The following is a 19,147-nucleotide window of genomic DNA, read 5'->3' on the forward strand; positions in this document are numbered from 1 at the left end:
AAGACCGCGTTGCTCGGATTCGTGCACAAACCATTGACTGGTAAGCGCTTGCAGCCTACGGTCCGTTCGAAGTTACGGGCGTATGTCGGTATCTCGAACAGATAGGGCAGGGAATGGGACGACCTGACCTCAATCGCAGGCAACTTCTGGCCACCGCGGGCGGATTGGCGGTGGCCGGCAGCTTTGGGTTCGCGGCGCTCGGGACGGGGGCCGACGCGCTCGCGTCCAGTGCTCGTACCCGGGTGCGGTACTGGAACCTCTTCCAAGGCGGCGACGGCACCAACCAGGTCGCGATGGTGGACGCCTTCCGCAAGGCGAACCCGGACGTCGCCGTCAAGGACTCCACCCTCACCTGGGGCGGGCCCTACTACACCAAGCTCGCCATGGCCGCCGCGGGCAACCGCGCACCCGACCTCGCGGTCATGCACCAGGGCCGTATCCCCGGCTTCGCGCCGGGCCGCCTGCTCGACCCCTGGGACATGGACCTGCTCGCCGAATACGGCGTACGGGAGGCCGACTTCAACCCCGTGCTGTGGCGCCGCGGCATCGTCGACGGCGAGTTGTACGCCCTGCCCCTCGACATCCACGTCCAGCTGAACTTCTACCGCAAGGACGTGTGCGAGAAGGCCGGCCTGCTGGACTCCGACGGGCGGCTGCCCGCCGCCGGCGACCCCGACGAGTGGTTCGAGATCCTCAAGGCGGCCAAGGGACAGCTGAAGAAGGGGCAGCAGACCCTCGGGCTGCACGCCAACGACCAGAATTTCGCCTGGTGGTTCTTCGTCTCCTTCTACCAGCAGCTCGGCGGCGCCTACTTCGACGAGGACCAGACCCAGGTCACCTTCGACACCGACAAGGCCACCCAGGTCCTGGAGTTCCTCCGCAGGAACGTCACCGAGGGCTACGTCACCGTCGGCGAGGCGGACGGCGAAGCCTTCATCGCCGGATCACCCTTCACCTGGGAGGGCAACTGGTCGGTGCCGTACTTCAACGGCGAGAAGATCGAGTACGGCGCCCAGCCGCTGCCCCCGGTCTTCGGCACCCCGGCCACCCACGTCGAGTCGCACGCCTTCGTCCTGCCCCACCAGGCCGACCGCGGCGGCGCCCCGAACGACGGCGCCTACGAACTCGCCGCCTACATGGTCTCCCACGCCACCACCTGGGCCAACGGCGGCCACGTACCCGCCTATCTGCCCACCTTCAAGGACCCCGGCTACCTCGAACTCACCCCGCAGAACGAGTACTCCGGGCCCGCCATGGAGCACCCGGCCACCGAACCCCACATCTGGTTCGCGGGCTCCACCGGCATCCTCGCCACCCGCCTCGGCCCGGTCATCGCCTCGTCCACCCTGGGCTCGGCGAAGCCCGACGCGGCGGCCCGCCGGCTGAAGTCCCTCCTGTACCAACTGCTCGCGGCCAAGAACCCCATGACCGGCCTGACGGCAGCCCGGGAACTGAAGGGAGCGGGCGCATGAGCAGTACGACCACGACCGTCGCCCACGGAGTGCTGCGCCCCCGCGCGACCACCGCCGCCGACTCCGCCCGACTGCGCTGGGGCAACCGTTTCCAGCACGGCGGCTGGTTCGTCGCCCCGTTCTTCGTCCTGTACGGCCTCTTCGTCGTCCTGCCGGTCGTCCGCGGCCTCTACCTCAGCTTCACCGACGCGAACATCTCCGGCGACCACACGACCTTCGTCGGCCTCGACAACTACCGGGAAGCGCTCAAGGACGACCTGGTCTGGGAGTCCCTCACGCACAGTGTGCAGTTCACGCTCTACGTCGTGCCCGCCATCGTCGTCACGGCCTTGCTGATGGCGCTCGTCGCCCACCACACCGTGCACTTCAAGTGGCTGTGGCGGCTCTGCTTCTTCGCCCCCTTCCTGCTGCCGTCCGCGGTCATCGGCAACCTGTGGTGGTGGCTCTTCCAGCCCACCAACGGCATGGTGAACCACGTCCTCGGCCTGGACACCCCCTGGCTCACCCAGAAGTCCACGGCCCTGCTCGCCGTCGTCGTCGCCACTCTGTGGTGGACGGTCGGCTTCAGCTTCCTGCTCTACCTGGCCGCCCTCCAGAACATCCCCCAACACCTCTACGAAGCGGCTGAGTTGGACGGGGCCAACGCCTTCCAGCGGCTGCTCCACATCACCGTGCCGAACCTGCGCGACATCACCGGCCTGGTGATCGCGCTCCAGATCCTCGCCTCGCTCCAGGTCTTCGACCAGGCCGTGGTCATGTACCAGTTCGGGCCAGGCCCGGAGGAATCGACGCGCACCTTCGTCCAGTACACCCTCGAACAGGGCTTCACCAGCTACCGCGTGGGCTATGCCTCCGCGATCTCCTTCATCCTGTTCCTGATCATCGCGGTCGTCGCCCTCGGACGGATGTGGCTGCTGCGCAACCGCGAGGAGAGCGCCCGATGACGAACCCGACGACCCCCGTGCCGCGCAGGCTCCGCAGCACCTGGACCCCCGGTCAGATCGCCCTGACCCTGGTAGCCGCGGCCCTCTCGGCGGTCTGGGTGGCCCCGCTGCTCTGGGCCCTGTCCACCTCCCTCAAGACGCCGACCGAGTCGGTGACCGCCCCGCACTGGATCCCCGACGACTTCACGCTGGACTCCTGGCAGGCGGTCCTGGAGGCCGGCAACATCCCCAACTGGTTCGTGAACTCCGTCGTGGTGTCCGTCTGCGTCACCTTCATCGTGCTGCTGGTGTCGTCGCTCGCCGGGTACGGCTTCGCCCGCACGGCGTTCCGCGGCAAGTCGGCCCTGATGGCGGTCACGATGGCGGGCCTGATGTTCTCCCCGGCCGTCCTCGGCGTCCCGCTGTTCACCACCGTGCAGTCGCTCGGCATGGTGGACACCTACTGGGGCATGATCCTGCCGCAGTGCGCGCCCGCGGCGATGGTCTACATCCTCTACAAGTTCTTCCAGTCGCTGCCCCGCGAACTGGAGGAGGCGGCCTTCATCGACGGCGCGGGCCGCTGGCGGATCTTCTTCACGATCGTCCTGCCTCTGTCGAAGCCGTCCCTCTCGGCGGTGGGGATCTTCACCTTCATCGCCTCCTGGAACAACTTCATCTGGCCGTACATGGTGACCAACAACCCCGACCTGATGACCATGCCGAACGGCATCGCCACCGTGCAGAACGCCTTCGGCATCGTCTGGCCCCAGCTCATGGCCGGCGGCATCATCGCGGGCCTCCCCCTGATCGCCGCCTTCGTCCTGTTCCAGAGCCAGATCGTCAGAGGCGTCGCACATACGGGCCTGGCAGGCCAGTAGCGCCCCAAGGGGCGCGGGGCCGTCGCCATATGCGGCTCCGCCGCGTGGGCGCGATCAACCCCCACCCACCCGCAGCCGCCAACGATTCGAAACCACCCAGAATCACCCCCTTCGAAAGGCGACCATGCAAACCGCCCGCTTCACCCTCGACCCCGCCTTCACGGTCGGTGAGGTCAACCCCCGTCTTTTCGGATCCTTCGTCGAACACCTCGGCCGCTGCGTCTACACCGGCATCTTCGAACCGGACCACCCCACGGCCGACGAGACGGGCCTGCGCCAGGACGTCCTGGACCTCGTCCGCGAACTCGGCGTCACCACCATCCGCTACCCCGGCGGCAACTTCGTCTCCGGCTACAAGTGGGAGGACTCGGTCGGTCCCGCCGAGGACCGCCCCCGCCGCCTCGACCTCGCCTGGCACTCCACGGAGACCAACCGCTTCGGCCTGTCCGAGTACATCGACTTCCTCCGCAAGATCGGTCCCCAGGCCGAGCCCATGATGGCCCTCAATCTCGGCACCCGCGGTGTCGCGGAAGCCCTGGAGCTCCAGGAGTACGCCAACCATCCGCCTGGCACCGCCCTGTCCGACCTCCGTGTCACGCACGGCGACAAGGACCCCTTCGGCATCAGGCTGTGGTGCCTCGGCAACGAGATGGACGGCCCCTGGCAGACGGGCCACAAGACGGCCGAGGAGTACGGCCGTGTCGCCGCCGAGACCGCCCGCGCCATGCGCCAGATCGACCCGGACGTCGAACTCGTCGCCTGCGGCTCCTCCAGCCAGTCCATGCCGACCTTCGCCGAATGGGAGGCGACGGTCCTCAAGGAGACGTACGACCTCGTCGACCACATCTCGCTGCATGCCTACTACTGGCCCGAGAACGGCGACATCGACTCCTTCCTCGCCTCCGCCGTCGACATGGAGTCCTTCATCGAGAACGTCGTCGCGACCGCCGACCACGTGGGCGCGCGGCTGAAGTCGAAGAAGCGGATCAACCTCTCCTTCGACGAGTGGAACGTCTGGTACCTGCCCGAGTGGGAGGAACACGCCAAGACGCTGACGGACTGGCCACAGGCTCCCCGCCTCCTGGAGGACAACTACAGCGTCATGGACGCGGTCGTCTTCGGCTCGCTCCTCATCGCGCTGCTGCGGCACGCCGACCGCGTCACCGTGGCCTGCCTCGCCCAGCTGGTCAACGTCATCGCGCCGATCATGACCGAGCCGGGCGGCCCGGCGTGGCGGCAGACGACGTTCTTCCCGTTCGCGCAGGCCGCCAAGTACGGCCGCGGCCAGGTGCTGGACGTCCGGGTGGACTCCCCGGCCTACGAGACGAAGAAGTACGGCGAGGCCGACCTGCTGCACGCCACCGCCGTGCGCGCCGAGGACGGCACGGTCACCGTCTTCGCGGTCAACCGCAGCCGCACCGACGCCCTGCCCCTCGACGTCGCCCTGAACGGCCTCGCCCTGACGGCGGTCGTCGAGCACAGCGCCCTCGCGGACGCCGACCCGGACGCCCGCAACACCCTCGACGAGCCGGAACGGGTCACCCCGCACGCCGTCGAGGGCACGGCACTCAAGGACGGCAGCCTCACCGCCGTACTGGAACCGCTGTCCTGGAACGTGATCCGCCTGAGCTGACCTGGCGGACGATCTTCACAGGGCCCCAAGACTGCGTTCAGCTTCCCTAAGGGTTTGCTCAGCTCGGGGCCCTACCGTCGGCGCCCATGCGCACGTTGATCCTGCTCGCCCTCGCGGGCCTAGGGGCCCAGCTCGTGGACGGCAGCCTCGGCATGGCGTACGGGGTCACCTCGACCACGCTGCTGCTGGCCCTGGGCACCAGCCCCGCCGCCGCCTCCGCGACTGTCCATCTCGCCGAGATCGGTACGACGCTGATGTCGGGGGCGGCGCACTGGCGCTTCGGGAACGTCGACTGGAGAGTGGTCGCGCGGATCGGCGTACCGGGCGCGGTGGGCGCGTTCCTCGGGGCGACCGTGCTGTCCCGCTGTCGACGGAGGTCGCGAAGCCGGTGATGTCCGCGATCCTGCTGGGGCTGGGCGTGTACGTCCTGGTCCGGTTCACCTTCCGGGGGCTGCCGGAGGGCCGGCTGGGCAGGCCGCTCCGGCGCCGGTTCCTGGCCCCGCTGGGGCTGGTCGCCGGCTTCCTCGACGCCACCGGGGGAGGCGGCTGGGGCCCCGTCGGTACGCCCGCCCTCCTCGCCTCCGGCCGGATGGAGCCGCGCAAGGTCATCGGCTCCATCGACACCAGCGAGTTCCTCGTCGCGGTGGCCGCCGGCCTCGGTTTCCTGTTCTCCCTCGGCTCCCAGGGCATCGACGTCATGTGGGTCGCCGCGTTCCTGCTGGGCGGTCTGGTCGCCGCGCCCCTCGCCGCGTGGCTGGTGCGGCTGCTGCCGCCGCGGGTGCTGGGATCGGCGGTCGGCGGAGTGATCGTCGTGACCAACGCCCGCACCCTGCCGACCAGTGACGTGCTCTACGTCGCCCTGTACGCGCTGTGGGCCGCCGCCCTCGCGTACTCGGTCCGTGTCCACCTCAAGGAGCGGAACGCGACCGTGGCCGAGTCCGCCGAGGAGCGTCAGCCGGTCGGCACCTGACCGACCGGGCGGACGCGCTCACATGCCTCAACTCACCTGTGAATGGCTGGAGTTCGTCGTGGCCATGCCATGCTCGGCCCCCTACGATGCGAACGCCTTCGACCTTCACAGAAAAGTCACTGTTTCTTCAAAGGTTCAACTGACTTGAAAACGGGGTCGGAGGCGCAGCCACCCCCCATCCCCAAGGAGAGCTCCATGGCACGTGGACTCCTGCGACTCCTGCTGAGCGGCGGCGCGCTGGCCGCTCTGCTCACCGCGACGTTGCCCGCTCAGGCCGCGCCGGCGTTCGAAGACCCGCCGCCGGACAAGATCGTCATCAAGGTCGCCACGGTGAACGGCTCCGGCTGCCCCCAGGGCACCACCGCCGTCGCCGTCTCCGAGGACAACACCGCCTTCACCGTGACCTACAGCGACTACCTCGCCCAGGTCGGCGGCAACTCCGACCCCACGGCGTTCCGTAAGAACTGCCAGCTCAGCCTGGTCGTGCACGTCCCCGGTGGCTTCACCTACGCCATCGCCAGCGCCGACTACCGCGGCTTCGCCTCCCTCCAGTCCGGCGCGAGCGCCATACAGAGAGCCTCGTACTACTTCCAGGGCTCACCGAACACGCAGTTCCGCAACCACCCCTACAGCGGCCCCCTCAACGACAACTGGCAGGCCACCGACGAGACGGACTGGGCCCAGTTGATCTGGGCGCCCTGTGGAAAGCAGCGCAACTTCAACATCAACACTGAGCTGCGCGTCAACGCCGGCTCGTCGTCTCCGAGCAAGGTCAGCTTCATGACCATGGACTCGACCGACGGTGACATCAGCACGGTGTACCACCTGGCGTGGAAGGAGTGCCCGGGCAAGTAGCAGCACCGCCTGCACAGGCCGAGCCGCGCCCGATGATCGCAGTCGGGCGCGGCTTGGCGTCGGTGTGGGTGTCGGGTCAGCTCTCCACTCCCAGGGTGAGCGCCCCCGCATAGCCGGCGGAGGGTGAACTGCCCAGTGCGGTCAGGGTCAGCAGCCCGGACGCGGCGCCTCCGTCGTCGTAGATGGAGTCCTGGGCGAGGGTGGTGCGCGGGACGGTGTTGGCGGCGTAGACGGCGAGCGCGGCGACGCGGGTCGTGATCGTCTCGTCGAAGAAGAGCTGGCCGGTGTGGAGTTCCTGGCCGCCGGTGAACGAGCCGTCGTCGGTGAGCGTGACGTCGGTGTGCACCTTGACGTGGATGTGGACGCACCGGCCGCGGTACCAGCCGGGGTACACGGACGTGATGCGCGCGACGCCGTCCGGCCCCGTGAGGACGCCGCCCCGCAGGAAGGTGCCGTTGTCGGGCTCGTCGTGGCCGTTGTTGCCGACGAAGCCGGAGTACTCGCCGAGGGCGTCGCAGTGCCAGATCTCCACCAGGGCGCTGTTCAGCGGCGCGCAGGTGCTGTCGTCGACGACGGTGAGCGTGAGCTGCAGCGGGATGCCGGTCTTGTCCTCGCTGATGTCGGCGCGGACGAGCTGTCCGTCGAGGTAGTAGGGGCCTTCGGTCATCTCCTTCGTGAGTGTGCAGACGGCCGCGGCGGCGACGGGGGCCGGGTCGGCCGCCTCGGCTGTGGGGGCTTCAGGCGCGGCGGCGACGGCCAGCGATACGGCCGTGGCGCCGGTGGCGATGAGCACGGTTCGGCGCCCGATCACGGTGGGGGTTGTCCCTGAAGTGTCTGTCATGAGCACGGCACCGTAGGAACTGATCCTGTTGGTGGGCTGTCAGTTGAGCAAAGTGAGCATCCGTCAAGTTTCTTGTCGGACACGTCACTTGCGTGTGCAGCCGTCACATCGATTCGACGGAGATCGAAGGCGCTCGCGGGGTACGGCCGCCCGGGCCCAGGCTGGTCGGCGTACGAGGAACAACGGGGAACAACGGGGAACAACGGGGAAGGAAGTACCTCATGTCCATCCGCAATAGCCGACTCGCTCTCACCCTCGCCGCCTTCGTCGGCACCGCCGCCATGCTCGCCGTGCCCACCTCCGCCCAGGCGGCCGGGGACCCGGCGACCTGGCCCTGCGACCCGTCGGAGTTCTGCATCTACCACGACGGGCAGGGCGGCGGCGCGCACTACTCGCTGTCGGACGGCGCGTCCAACCTGGGCCGGCTGGCGGGCGGTCTCAACGACCACGTGTGGTCGGTGAAGAACATCTCCGGCGACTCGTGGTGCCTGTACCGGGACGCGGACTACGAGAACGAGATCCAGGTGATCCTGGACGGACAGGCGCTGGACCTGGCGTCGCCCGTCCGGGACCAGGTCAGCTCCGTCGGGGAGTGCTGAGAAGCCCTGCCGGGCCTGACGGACGACGAGCGCCCCGTCGCACCCTTGCGGTGCGGCGGGGCGGCCCATGACATCTGAGGGTGTCAAGAGGCGACGAACCCCGGAGCATGTGAGTGCACGACGTGCCGAACGGGGATGGCTCACATGGCCGTACGTATTCACTTCACCGACGACGATCTCGCCCAGATCAGGCTGGCGCAGGCCCCCGACCCGATGTGGGAGGCGCTGCTCAGCATGCACATGCTTCAGACGGACACCGGTTCCGCCGTCTTCGGCGGCTGGCGGCGCCGGGTACGACGCGAACTGCCCGCTGCCGTACGCCCGTTGCTCCGCATGGCCCCGCCCGTCGGCTACTCGGCCGACTTCCTCACCCCGGCCGCCGGCACGGGCGGCCTGGACGCCGGGATCGGTGCCCTGCTGTCCACGCCACGGCAGCGGCTGCGGGGCGACCTGATGGAACTGTCCCGCGCGGGCCGACGGATGCCGCCCTGGGCGCGTTCCCTCGCCGACGGCGACAAGGAGGCCGTCGGCCACCTCGCGCGCGTCTTCCGGGCGTACTTCACGGCCGCGCTGGCCCCCTGGTGGAGTCGCCTCCGCACCCGCTTCGGCGCCGAACGTGCCGCCCACGGACGGTATCTGGCCGACGGCGACCTCGGCGCGCTGCTCGGCGCCCTCCACCCCGGCCTCGTCTGGCGGCGGCCCGTACTGGAGGTGACGGGGCTGGGCGCTGACCGTGACGTCCGCCTCGACGGACGCGGGCTCCTGGTCCTCCCGTCGTACTTCTGCTGGCGCAAGCCGACGCTGCTCAAGGATCCGGCGCTGCCGTGCGTCGTCGTCTACCCGATGACCCACGAGACGCCCCTGAACGGCGGCACGCCGGGACTCCGCTCCTTGAACGCCCTCCTCGGGCGGACCCGCGCCGGGATCCTCGAATCGGTCGCCGACCACGGCGTGACGACGACCGAACTCGCCCACGACGCGGGCATCTCACCGGCCACGGCCAGCCATCACGTGGGCATCCTGCGCAAGGCGGGGTTACTGAGCACGTGCAGGGCGGGGAAGGCGGCGCTGCACTCCGTTACGCCGTTGGGGCTTGCCCTGCTGGACGGACGTGCGCGATGAACTCCGTCCAGGTGGTGGGGGAGAGGGTGAGGGCGGGGCCCCGCCGGTTCTTGGAGTCGCGTACGTGGATGGTGTGGGGACAGGCGGCTACCTCAACGCAGTCGCCGGAACCGCCGCTGCTGTAGCTGGACTTGCGCCAGGCGAGGGCCACTTCGACGCAGTCGCCCTGGCTGCCGCTGCTGTAGCTGCTCTTGAACCAGGCCAGTTCGCTGGTGCTCATAGGTCTCCTCGCATCCGCTGCAACAGGCTCACGGAGTCGTTCAGAGTGAGAGCCTGTGAGCGCATCCTGGCATACCTCATCTGGAGCATGCTGACCACCTTTGAGTCGACGATGAACTGGCCGCTTTCCTGGCCCTCGCAGTAGGCGAACCATTTGTTCTCCGGCGTCTCCAGCAGCTGCATCGGACCGTCCAGCCCCGCGTGCGTCTCCTGCTCCGTCGGCATGACCTGGATCTCCACGTTCCGCAGTTCGGCGATCGCCAGGACGTGGTCGATGAGCTCCCGCGTGACCTCCAGTCCACCCGTACGCCGTCGGAACAGGTGCTCTTCCAGGATGAAGGCGAACGCCGTGTTCGGCCGTTCCCGCAGCAGTCGTTGTCGCTCGGCGCGCGCCGCCCACTGCGCCTCGATCTGCTCGTCGTCCATGGGCGGCAGCTGGTTCGTGAACAATGTCCGCGAGTACGCCTCGGTCTGCAACAACCCCGGAATCAACCGGCACTCGTACGTGTACAGCGTGATCGCCGTCGCCTCCAACCGCGCCCACCGCCGAAACCACGCCGCCAACCCCGGCTGCCGACTCAGACACGGCGCCGACTTCCGTAACGCCCCCGTGTTCCCCAGCACCGGCTCCGCCCGGTCCGAGAACGTCGGGTCCGGCATCCGCCGCCCCAACTCCACCGACGCCACCGTGTGTTTGGACAGCCCCACCAGGTCCCCGAACTCCTCCCGGCTCAACCCCGCATGCTCCCGCAGCGCCTGGACCACCGCGCCGAACGTCCGCAGACTGTCCGACGACTCCGGCTCGCCACCCGTACCCGCCACGCCATCGACCACGGTCGGTCACCTCCCGCGCTCATGGTCACGGGTGGTGATGAGTACTGTCCAGTCCGTAACCGCGTACGCTGCCGCAGCGTACGCGCCTCTCACCTGGTGAACTGCCTGCCCCAGCCGCCAGATTGAGCGCATGCCCGCACCTCACACCCCCCAACCCCCGGTCACCGTACGTGTGTTCACCCAGCGCCTCAGCGCCACCCCGCGCGGCGCCCGCCTCGCCCGGCGCCTCGCCCTGAACCAGCTCCACGCCTGGGGTGTCCCGCACGGCAGTGACGCATCCGACGCGGTCGCGGTGATCGTCGCCGAGCTGGCCGCGAACGCAGTGACCCACGGCCGGGTTCCCGGCCGGGACTTCGAGCTGCGGCTCTCCCTGCCTACGGGCAGCATCCGCGTGGAGGTCAGTGACACCCGTACCGAGTCCCATCCCCCGAAGCCCGGCGACGTACGTCGTCCACACCTCCTGGACGAACACGGCCGCGGGCTCGTCCTCGTCGAGGCGCTGGCCGATCGGTGGGAGGTGGTGGAGCGGGGGGACTCGCCCGGCAAGACCGTCTGTGCCGAGGTCGACCTGCCCGGGTGGCTGGCTCTGATCCGAAGGCGCGGAACCGGTCAACAGCCTTGACGCGCAAGGGGTTCGATTCTACGGTCCCGTTCGAACTTGCGAGCACTGTTCGGTATGTCGGCCAACAGTCCGGCTGTCACCCCCACCGCAAGGAGGACCCGCATGCCCCGCACCCTCCGCAAGCGCACGGCCCTGATCGCGCTCCCCGCCGCCGCTCTCCTCGCCCTCGTCCCGTCCTCGGCGACCGCGTACCCCAACCCCGGCCGTGTCACCGGCGACATCGTCACCCACGACCCGACGATGCTCCGCACCTCGTCCGGCCAGTACCTGCTGTACGCCACGGGCGGCGGCATCGCCAACAAGACCTCCAGCGACCGCACCGCCTTCAGGAACGGCGCCGACGCGTTCTCCTCCCGGCCGGGCTGGTGGTCGACCTACTCCTCGGTGCCGGAGGCCTGGGCGCCGGACATCTCGTACCACGGCGGCAAGTACCTGATGTACTACTCCGTCTCGAAGTTCGGCTCGAACACGTCGGCCATCGGCCTCGCCACCTCCAGCACCGGGCAGCCCGGGAGTTGGACCGACCAGGGCACCGTCTACACATCCAGCTCCTCAAGCGACTACAACGCCATCGACCCGAACCTCTTCGTGAACGACGACGGCAAGTGGTGGCTGTCCTTCGGCAGTTGGTGGACGGGGATCAAGATGATCCAGATCAACCCGTCCACGGGGAAGCAGCTCTCCTCCAACACCACCCGCCACTCCCTCGCCTCCCGCCCGACCGGCACCAAGGCCGTGGAGGCACCCTTCATCGTGAAACGGGGCGGCTACTACTACCTCTTCGCGTCCTACGACACCTGCTGCGCGGGCACCAGCTCCACGTACAAGGTCAAGGTGGGCCGCGCCACCAGCGTCACCGGGCCGTACCTCGACAAGAGCGGCGTCTCGATGATGAACAACGGCGGGACCCCGGTCCTGGAGTCCCACGGCAGCGTCATCGGCCCCGGCGGCCAGTCGATCACGAACGACGTCGACGGCGACCTGATCGTCTACCACTACTACGACGCCAACGACAACGGCACACCCAAGCTGGGCATCAACCTCTTGAACTGGGCCACGGGTTGGCCCGTCGCCTACTGACGCCGTCAACGAAAGGGCGCTACCCGGCCGCCCCCATCCCCGCCGCATTCGGCCAGGACTGACTGTTGGGCCACCCGGTCGCCGGCGCCGGAGTAAGCCCCGGCCCGGTGGTGCCCCGTACCTGCGCGGCCGTAAGGCCCCCCCGGGCCGGCACCCCGGGCGGCGTGGGCCCGGGCATCGCCGCCGCGGCGGGCGCCATCGGCGCCATGGGCGACGGGAACGGCGTCGGCGCGGGCGCCGGAGCAGGGGCGGGCGCAGCCGCCGGCACAGGCACAGGTGTGGGCATCGGTGTGGGCATCGGTGCAGGGGCCGGTGCCGGAGCCACCGGAACCGGCGCCGGCATGGGCATCCCCGTGCCCTGCGGAGGCACCGTGGCGGCGGCCGGCGCCACCACCTGCGGCTGCGGCTGTGGCTGAGGCGGAACCGGCGCCGGCATGGGCGACCCCATGGCCTGCGCGGCGAGCCCCGGCATCCCCGCACCGTTCGTGGAGCTGACCAACCGGTCCACGGCCGCCGTACCCGAGCTGTAGTTGGTCCCTGTACCCAGCTCGGGTACGGCGGCTCCCCTCCTGGACCCGTAGAGCACCTGCTCCAGGCCGGACACCAGGCGACGCACGTCCACCTGGGGGCGCACCACGAGTCGCAGGAAGCGGCTGGACGAACCGATCTTGTTGCCGCACTCGCGGACCAGGATCCGGTGCTCGGTGAGCAGCCGATCCCGGACCACGGTGCCTTCGGCGCCCACGGGGAGGCGTACGAAGAGGAAGTTGCCCTGCGACGGATAGACCGTCAGGCCGGGGAGCGAGGAGAGCTGACTGGCCATGTCGAGGCGGTCCCGGCGCACCTGGTGCAGGCTCTGCGCGTACTCGGCACCATGATTCTTCAGCATGAACACCACGTGCTCGGCGAAGGCGTTGAGGTTCCACTTCGGCAGCATCGAGCGGACCCTGCCGGCGAGCGCCGGGTTGGCGACCAGGTAGCCGAAGCGGATGCCGTGCAGACCGAAGTTCTTGCCGAGGGAGCGCAGGACGATGACGTTCGGGCGGATCATCGCCTCCTGGACGACCGAGGGTTCCTGCTCGGCGTCGGCGAACTCCAGGAAGCTCTCGTCGATGATGACGAGGTCCAGGTCGGCCATGGCGTCCATGAACTGCACGAGCGCGTGCTTGTGGAGATAGCCGCCGTCGGGGTTGTTCGGGTTGCAGATGACCGCCACCCGCGTCCCCCGGGCGCGGATGAACTCGGAGTACTGCGCGAGGTCGAGGGCGAAGCCGCTGGACTCCTGGAGCGGGAACATGTCGACGCGCTTGCCGGTCTCCATGGGCTGGTCGGTCCAGCGGCCGAAGGTGGGGACGGGGATGGCGAGGGACTCCCGGACCATCAGGTGGTCGATCCAGGTGATCAGCTCCGTGGAGCCGTTGCCCATCGCCACGCACTGCGGCGGGAGTTGGAGCAGACTGCACAGCTCGGCCGTGATCGTGTCCGCGCTGCTCGGGTAGTACGTGATGATGTCCCGCAGCCGGGCCCCCATGTCCTGGAACATCTCCGGCGTCGGGAAGTACGGGTTGCAGGGAATGCAGAAGTCGACCGGACCGGCCCCGTCGCCGCCCTCACGCGTCAGCGCCGCCATCGACGGGCTGTGTGCCGCGGTGCTGCGGAACAGCGAGGTGACGTTGTCGGCCATGGAACCTCCGTATGGGGCGGGCCCGGCGGGGACGGCCGGGCCCGTCGTCTTCGGGTGGCCCGCGCGGGGGAGCGCGGGCCGCCCTTACATACGGAGGCTGGGGTGACGCTGTTCAACCACTGAGAAACCGGTGAGAACTTGTGTGTCACCTGTGAAGAACCGGCAGAACGGACGGTCGAGCGGGGTCGGCAGCTGTCAGCAGCTGAACGAGTGGACCGTCGTCGAACGGTACGTCTGCCCAGGTCGCAGCACCGTCGAGGGGAACGACGGCTTGTTCGGCGAATCCGGGAAGTGCTGCGTCTCCAGGCACAGCGCGTCGCCCTGCCGGTAGGTGCGGCCGCTCGTGCCGACGAGGGTGCCGTCGAGGAAGTTGCCGGAGTAGAACTGCAGGCCGGGCTCGGTGGTCGCCATCCGCAGGGTGCGGCCGGAGGACGGGTCCTTCAGGGTGGCGATCCACTCGGGGCGCGGCGAGATGCCCTTGTCGAGGACCCAGTTGTGGTCGATGCCCTTGCCGTACAGCAGCTGCTGGTGGGGCTCGCGCAGGTCCTCGCCGATCGCCTTGGTGCGGCGGAAGTCGAAGGGGGTGCCGGCGACGGGGGCCAGCTGACCGGTGGGGATGAGGCCCGAGTCGACGGGGGTGTAGCGGGAGGCGTCGATCTTCAGCTGGTGGTTCTCGATCGTGCCGCTGCCCTCGCCGGCGAGGTTCCAGTAGACGTGGCTGGTCAGGTTGACGACGGTGGCCTTGTCGGTGGTGGCCGCGTAGTCGATGCGCCAGTCGCCGTGCTTGGTCAGGGTGTACGTCACCTTCACCTTGAGCGTGCCCGGGTAGCCCATCTCGCCGTCGACGGACGTGTAGTACAGGTGCAGTCCGACGTCGGAGCCCTTGGTGAACGGCTCGACGTCCCACACGCGCTTGTCGAAGCCCTGGGCGCCGCCGTGCAGGGTGTTCTCGCCGTCGTTGACGTTGACCTGGTAGGCCTTGCCGTCGAGCGTGAACTTGCCCTTGCCGATGCGGTTGCCGTACCGGCCGATCAGGGCGCCGAAGTACGGGCTCTTCGCGACGTAGTCCTCGATCTTGTCGAAGCCCAGGGAGACGTTGGCCAGCCGGCCGCGGCGGTCCGGGATCTCCAGGGACTGCACGACGCCGCCGTACGAGAGGACCTTCATGCGGGTGCCGCCGTTCGCCAGCGCCCAGCTGTAGACCTTGGTGCCGTCGGCGAGCTTGCCGAAGAGCGACTTCACCGGGGTCCTGCCTCCCGTGGCGTGTGCGCTGCCGACGGTCGCGGCGGTGATCCCCGCCGCCGCGGCTCCGGCTATGACCGTACGTCTGCTCATGTCCATGTGCGGCTCCTGCTCAGGAAGTTGAACCGAGAGTGGAAGGGCCCCGCCTCTTCGGCGGGGCCCCGTCTGGACTTACGAACCGACCTTGCGCTTGTTCCACACGTCGAATCCGACCGCCGCCAGCAGCACGAGGCCCTTGATGACCTGCTGCCAGTCGGTGCCGATGCCGACGAGGTTCATGCCGTTGTTCAGCACGCCCAGGACCAGGCCACCGATGATCGCGCCGAGGACGGTGCCGACGCCGCCGCTCATCGACGCGCCGCCGATGAACGAGGCCGCGATCGCCTCCAGCTCGAAGTTGAGGCCGGCCTTGGGAGAGGCCGCGTTGAAGCGGGCGGCGAAGACCAGACCCGCCAGGGCCGCGAGCATGCCCATGTTCAGGAAGACCAGGAAGGTGACCTTCTTGTCCTTCACGCCCGACAGCTTGGCCGCGGGCAGGTTGCCGCCGATGGCGTAGATGTGGCGGCCGATGATCGCGTTGCGCATGACGTACCCGAAGCCGACGAGCAGCACGCCCAGGATGAGCAGCACGATCGGAGCGCCCTTGTAGCTGGCCAGCAGCATCGTCAGCGTGAGGATGGCGGCGCCGAGCGCGACCAGCTTCAGCAGGAACAGGTTGAAGGGCGCGACCTCCAGGGAGAACTCCTGCTGCCGGCGGCGGTCACGGAACTCCTGGAAGACCACGAACGCGATCATCGCGAAGCCGAGCAGCAGTGTCAGGTTGTGGTAGTTCGTGTTCGGGCCGACCTCGGGCAGGAAGCCGTTGGCGACCTTCTGCAGGCCCTCCGGGAACGGGCCGAGGGTCTGCCCCTCCAGGAAGATCTCCGTCAGACCGCGGAAGATCAGCATGCCCGCGAGGGTCACGATGAAGGACGGTATGCCGCCGTACGCGATGAAGAACCCTTGTGCCGCACCCGCGAGGGCGCCCATGGCGAGGCAGAGGATCACCGCCACCGGCCATGGCAGGTCGTTCCTGACCATGAACACCGCGGCCATCGAGCCGATGAACGCCGTCAGCGATCCCACCGACAGGTCGATGTGGCCCGCGATGATGACCAGCATCATGCCGATCGCGAGGATCAGGATGTAGCTGTTCTGCAGCACCAGGTTGGAGACGTTGCGCGGCAGCAGCAGGTCGCCCTCGGTCCACACGGCGAACAGCACCACGATCAGGCCGAGCGCGATCAGCATGCCGTACTGCCGCATGTTGCGGCGCATACCGTCCATCACCAGCTGGAGCAGGCCCGCGCCCGCGGCCCCCGAGCTCTTGCCCGGCGGCGCGGGGGCCGGGCTCTTGGCGGTCACATCCGTGCTCATCGGGATACCTCTTTGTCCTTTGTCATCTGACGCATCAGCGATTCCTGCGAGGCCTCGGCCCGCGAGAACTCGCCGGTCAGCCGCCCCGCGGCCATCGTGTAGATGCGGTCACACATGCCGAGCAGCTCCGGCAGCTCGGAGGAGATGAAGACGACCGCCTTGCCCTGGGCGGCCAGCTGGTCGATGACCGTGTAGATCTCGTACTTGGCGCCGACGTCGATGCCACGCGTCGGCTCGTCCAGGATCAGCACATCGGGACCCGCGAAGATCCACTTGCTGAGGACGACCTTCTGCTGGTTGCCGCCGGACAGCTTGCCCACCGGCTCGAAGACGGTCGGCGCCTTGATGTTCATGGACTTGCGGAAGCCCTCGGCGACCTGCCGCTCCCCGTGCTCGTCGACCACGCCCCGCTTGGCGACCTTGCCCAGCGCGCTGAGCGAGATGTTGCGGTTGATGGTGTCGATGAGGTTGAGGCCGTAGTGCTTGCGGTCCTCGGTGACGTACGCGATGCCGTTCTTGACGGCCTCGGGGACGGACTTCGTACGGATCTCCGTGCCGTCCTTGAGGACCGTGCCGCCCGCGTAACGGCCGTACGTCCGCCCGAAGACGCTCATCGCGAGCTCGGTGCGGCCGGCGCCCATCAGGCCCGCGATGCCGACGATCTCCCCGCGGCGCACCGACAGTGACACATCGTCGACCACCTTGCGCTGCTGGTCGATCGGGTGGTGCACGGTCCAGTTGCGGATCTCCAGGGCCGGTGCCGCGCCCTTCTCCGGCTCGTGCGGGGTGCGCTCGGGGAAGCGGTGCTCCAGGTCCCGGCCGACCATCCCGCTGATGATCCGGTCCTCGGTGGTCTCGGCGGCCTTCACATCGAGTGTCTCGATGGTCTGGCCGTCGCGCAGGATCGTCACCGAGTCGGCGACCTTGCGGATCTCGTTGAGCTTGTGGGAGATGATGATCGAGGTGATGCCCTGCTTCTTCAACTCCAGGATCAGATCCAGGAGTTTGCCGCTGTCCTCGTCGTTCAGGGCCGCGGTCGGCTCGTCGAGGATGAGCAGCTTCACCTTCTTCGACAGCGCCTTCGCGATCTCCACCAGCTGCTGCTTGCCCACGCCGATGTCGGCGACGCGGGTGTCCGGGTGGTCGGAGAGACCGACCCGGCGCAGCAGCTCGGTGGCGTGCCGCAGGGTCTCCCGCCAGTCGATGAACCCGCCCTTGGCGTGCTCGTTGCCGAGGAAGATGTTCTCCGCGAGGGAGAGGAACGGCGACAGCGCCAGCTCCTGGTGGATGATGACGATGCCGCGCTGCTCGCTCGCCCGGATGTCCTTGAACTCGCAGACATCACCCTCGAAGAGGATGTCACCCTCGTAGGTGCCGTGCGGGTGGACGCCGGAGAGGACCTTCATCAGGGTCGACTTGCCGGCGCCGTTCTCCCCGCAGATGGCGTGGACCTCGCCCTGCCGGACGGTCAGCGTGACGTCCGACAGCGCCTTGACGCCGGGAAAGGTCTTGACGATCGAGCGCATTTCCAGGACGGGTCCCGCCATGGTCGTGCCTTCCAATCAGAGTGGGCCGGCGGTTACTTGAGGTCGCTCTCCTTGATGTAGCCGGAGTCGACGACCTCCTTCTGGTAGTTGGTCTTGTCGACCGCGACCGGCTCCAGCAGGTACGCCGGGACGACCTTCGATCCGTTGTCGTAGGTCTTGGTGTCGTTGACCTCGGGCTTCTTGTCGTTGAGCAGGGCGTCGACCATGCCCGAGGCGACCTTGGCGAGCTCGCGGGTGTCCTTGTAGACGGTCATCGACTGCTCGTCGGCGATGATCGACTTCACCGAGGCGACCTCGGCGTCCTGACCCGTGACGACCGGCAGCGGCTTGCTCTTGGAGCCGTAGTCGTCCGACTTCAGCGCCGACAGGATGCCGATGGAGATGCCGTCGTACGGCGAGAGGACCGCGTCGACGCGCTCGCTCTTGTACGCCGAGGTCAGGATGTCGTCCATGCGCTTCTGGGCGGTGCCGCCGTCCCAGCGCAGGGTGGTGACCTGGGTCAGCTTGGTCTGGCCGGAGCGGACGACGAGCTGCTTCTTGTCGATGTAGGGCTGCAGGACCTTCATCGCCCCGCCGAAGAAGTAGCGGGTGTTGTTGTCGTCGTTGGAGCCGGCGAACAGCTCGACGTTGAACGGGCCCTTCTTGGAGCCGTCCTTGAGGCCGAGCTTCTCGATGATGTAGTTGGCCTGGAGCTCGCCGACCTTCTCGTTGTCGAACGACGCGTAGTAGTCGACGTTCTCCGTGCCGAGGATCAGGCGGTCGTAGGAGATCACCGGGATGTTCGCGTCCTTGGCCTGCTGGAGCACGTTGTTCATCGACTTGTTGTCGATGGCCGCGACGATCAGCGCCTTGACGCCCTGCGTGATCAGGTTCTCGATCTGTGAGACCTGCTGGTCCGGGTCGTCCTCGCCGTAGACCAGCTTGGTCTTGTAGCCCTTGGACTTCAGGTCCGCGACGACGTTGTTGCCGTCGGCTATCCAGCGCTCGGAGGACTTGGTCGGCATCGCGATGCCGATGGTGGCTCCCTCGGAGCTGCCCGAGTCCTCCTTGGAGCCGCCCTCGCCGCTCTGGCCGCAGGCGGTCAGGGTCAGTGCGAGGGACGCGGCGGAGGCTATGGCGGCGAGTGCGGCTCTGCGAGTACGCATGATCATCATCCTTGATGTGTGTGAGCAGGGCTCGGTCGGGCGGAGCGAAGACGCTTCGAGTACTG

General features: G+C 68.3%; 17 protein-coding genes and 1 pseudogene. 10 read left to right on the forward strand and 8 right to left on the reverse strand.

Going from position 1 to position 19,147, the window contains the following annotated elements; translation table 11 throughout:
* The first annotated feature begins 113 nt into the window (after positions 1–113).
* The 6 genes and pseudogenes from ACZ7L5_RS06170 (at position 114) to ACZ7L5_RS06195 (ending at position 6,731) form a co-directional block, all read left to right on the forward strand.
* The gene (locus tag ACZ7L5_RS06170; protein ID WP_471514839.1) at positions 114–1,472 is read left to right on the forward strand and encodes an extracellular solute-binding protein; all 1,359 of its coding nucleotides are present in this window, start codon (positions 114–116) and stop codon (positions 1,470–1,472) included.
* Positions 1,469–2,416 (forward strand): carbohydrate ABC transporter permease, encoded by a 948-nt coding sequence (locus ACZ7L5_RS06175; protein WP_471514841.1) that lies wholly within the window; start codon positions 1,469–1,471, stop codon positions 2,414–2,416. The genes ACZ7L5_RS06170 and ACZ7L5_RS06175 overlap by 4 nt, the downstream gene beginning before the upstream one ends.
* Positions 2,413–3,273, forward strand: a complete 861-nt coding sequence (locus ACZ7L5_RS06180; protein ID WP_471514843.1) for a carbohydrate ABC transporter permease — start codon at positions 2,413–2,415, stop codon at positions 3,271–3,273. Before ACZ7L5_RS06175 ends, ACZ7L5_RS06180 begins: the two co-directional genes overlap by 4 nt.
* Positions 3,274–3,397: 124 nt before the next feature.
* Positions 3,398–4,906 (forward strand): arabinosylfuranosidase ArfA, encoded by a 1,509-nt coding sequence (gene arfA / locus ACZ7L5_RS06185; RefSeq protein WP_471514845.1) that lies wholly within the window; start codon positions 3,398–3,400, stop codon positions 4,904–4,906.
* Between the two features lie 152 nt (positions 4,907–5,058).
* A pseudogene (locus ACZ7L5_RS06190) lies at positions 5,059–5,876 on the forward strand (sulfite exporter TauE/SafE family protein).
* A gap of 195 nt (positions 5,877–6,071) precedes the next feature.
* Positions 6,072–6,731 carry a DUF4360 domain-containing protein gene (locus tag ACZ7L5_RS06195; RefSeq protein ID WP_471514847.1) on the forward strand — a complete coding sequence of 220 codons (660 nt, stop codon included), beginning with the start codon at positions 6,072–6,074 and terminating at the stop codon, positions 6,729–6,731.
* Between the two features lie 76 nt (positions 6,732–6,807).
* Here ACZ7L5_RS06195 and ACZ7L5_RS06200 read toward each other — a convergent pair whose 3' ends face one another.
* The gene (locus ACZ7L5_RS06200) at positions 6,808–7,572 is read right to left on the reverse strand and encodes an intradiol ring-cleavage dioxygenase (protein ID WP_471514849.1); all 765 of its coding nucleotides are present in this window, start codon (positions 7,570–7,572) and stop codon (positions 6,808–6,810) included.
* A gap of 221 nt (positions 7,573–7,793) precedes the next feature.
* On the opposite strand from ACZ7L5_RS06200, the gene ACZ7L5_RS06205 reads away from it, so the two are divergent.
* Together ACZ7L5_RS06205 and ACZ7L5_RS06210 are read left to right on the forward strand one after the other, a co-directional pair.
* Entirely contained in the window at positions 7,794–8,171 is a 378-nt protein-coding gene (locus ACZ7L5_RS06205) for a peptidase inhibitor family I36 protein (protein WP_471514851.1), read from the forward strand.
* Between the two features lie 144 nt (positions 8,172–8,315).
* Positions 8,316–9,293: a helix-turn-helix domain-containing protein gene (locus tag ACZ7L5_RS06210; RefSeq protein WP_471514853.1), complete on the forward strand. Its 978-nt coding sequence runs from the start codon at positions 8,316–8,318 to the stop codon at positions 9,291–9,293.
* Here the strand turns inward: ACZ7L5_RS06210 and ACZ7L5_RS06215 are convergent.
* Both ACZ7L5_RS06215 and ACZ7L5_RS06220 read right to left on the reverse strand, forming a co-directional pair.
* Positions 9,250–9,513, reverse strand: a complete 264-nt coding sequence (locus ACZ7L5_RS06215; RefSeq protein WP_471514855.1) for a DUF397 domain-containing protein — start codon at positions 9,511–9,513, stop codon at positions 9,250–9,252. The genes ACZ7L5_RS06210 and ACZ7L5_RS06215 overlap by 44 nt on opposite strands.
* On the reverse strand, positions 9,510–10,346 hold the full coding sequence (locus tag ACZ7L5_RS06220; protein WP_471514857.1) for a helix-turn-helix domain-containing protein: 837 nt from the start codon (positions 10,344–10,346) through the stop codon (positions 9,510–9,512). Before ACZ7L5_RS06220 ends, ACZ7L5_RS06215 begins: the two co-directional genes overlap by 4 nt.
* Positions 10,347–10,476: 130 nt before the next feature.
* Between ACZ7L5_RS06220 and ACZ7L5_RS06225 the strand changes: the two genes are divergently transcribed.
* Together ACZ7L5_RS06225 and ACZ7L5_RS06230 are read left to right on the forward strand one after the other, a co-directional pair.
* Positions 10,477–10,968 (forward strand): ATP-binding protein, encoded by a 492-nt coding sequence (locus ACZ7L5_RS06225; protein ID WP_471514859.1) that lies wholly within the window; start codon positions 10,477–10,479, stop codon positions 10,966–10,968.
* A gap of 102 nt (positions 10,969–11,070) precedes the next feature.
* Entirely contained in the window at positions 11,071–12,048 is a 978-nt protein-coding gene (locus ACZ7L5_RS06230; RefSeq protein WP_471514860.1) for an arabinan endo-1,5-alpha-L-arabinosidase, read from the forward strand.
* A 19-nt stretch (positions 12,049–12,067) separates the two neighbouring features.
* On the opposite strand, the gene ACZ7L5_RS06235 is transcribed toward ACZ7L5_RS06230, so the two are convergent.
* The 5 genes from ACZ7L5_RS06235 to chvE all read right to left on the reverse strand — a co-directional run bounded on the left by ACZ7L5_RS06235 (position 12,068) and on the right by chvE (position 19,082).
* A complete protein-coding gene (locus ACZ7L5_RS06235) occupies positions 12,068–13,732 on the reverse strand; it encodes a pyridoxal phosphate-dependent aminotransferase (RefSeq protein ID WP_471514862.1) in 1,665 nt (554 codons plus the stop codon).
* Between the two features lie 195 nt (positions 13,733–13,927).
* Positions 13,928–15,073: an aldose epimerase family protein gene (locus tag ACZ7L5_RS06240; protein WP_471514864.1), complete on the reverse strand. Its 1,146-nt coding sequence runs from the start codon at positions 15,071–15,073 to the stop codon at positions 13,928–13,930.
* Positions 15,074–15,145: 72 nt separating this feature from the next.
* Positions 15,146–16,390, reverse strand: coding sequence for a multiple monosaccharide ABC transporter permease (mmsB, locus tag ACZ7L5_RS06245; protein ID WP_328881914.1), 1,245 nt, complete (start codon positions 16,388–16,390; stop codon positions 15,146–15,148).
* The gene (mmsA, locus tag ACZ7L5_RS06250) at positions 16,387–17,937 is read right to left on the reverse strand and encodes a multiple monosaccharide ABC transporter ATP-binding protein (protein ID WP_471514866.1); all 1,551 of its coding nucleotides are present in this window, start codon (positions 17,935–17,937) and stop codon (positions 16,387–16,389) included. The genes mmsB and mmsA overlap by 4 nt, the downstream gene beginning before the upstream one ends.
* A 32-nt stretch (positions 17,938–17,969) precedes the next feature.
* On the reverse strand, positions 17,970–19,082 hold the full coding sequence (gene chvE, locus ACZ7L5_RS06255; protein ID WP_362377770.1) for a multiple monosaccharide ABC transporter substrate-binding protein: 1,113 nt from the start codon (positions 19,080–19,082) through the stop codon (positions 17,970–17,972).
* Between the last annotated feature and the right edge of the window lie 65 nt (positions 19,083–19,147).

It is taken from the genome of Streptomyces sp. NPDC107528, assembly GCF_055639295.1.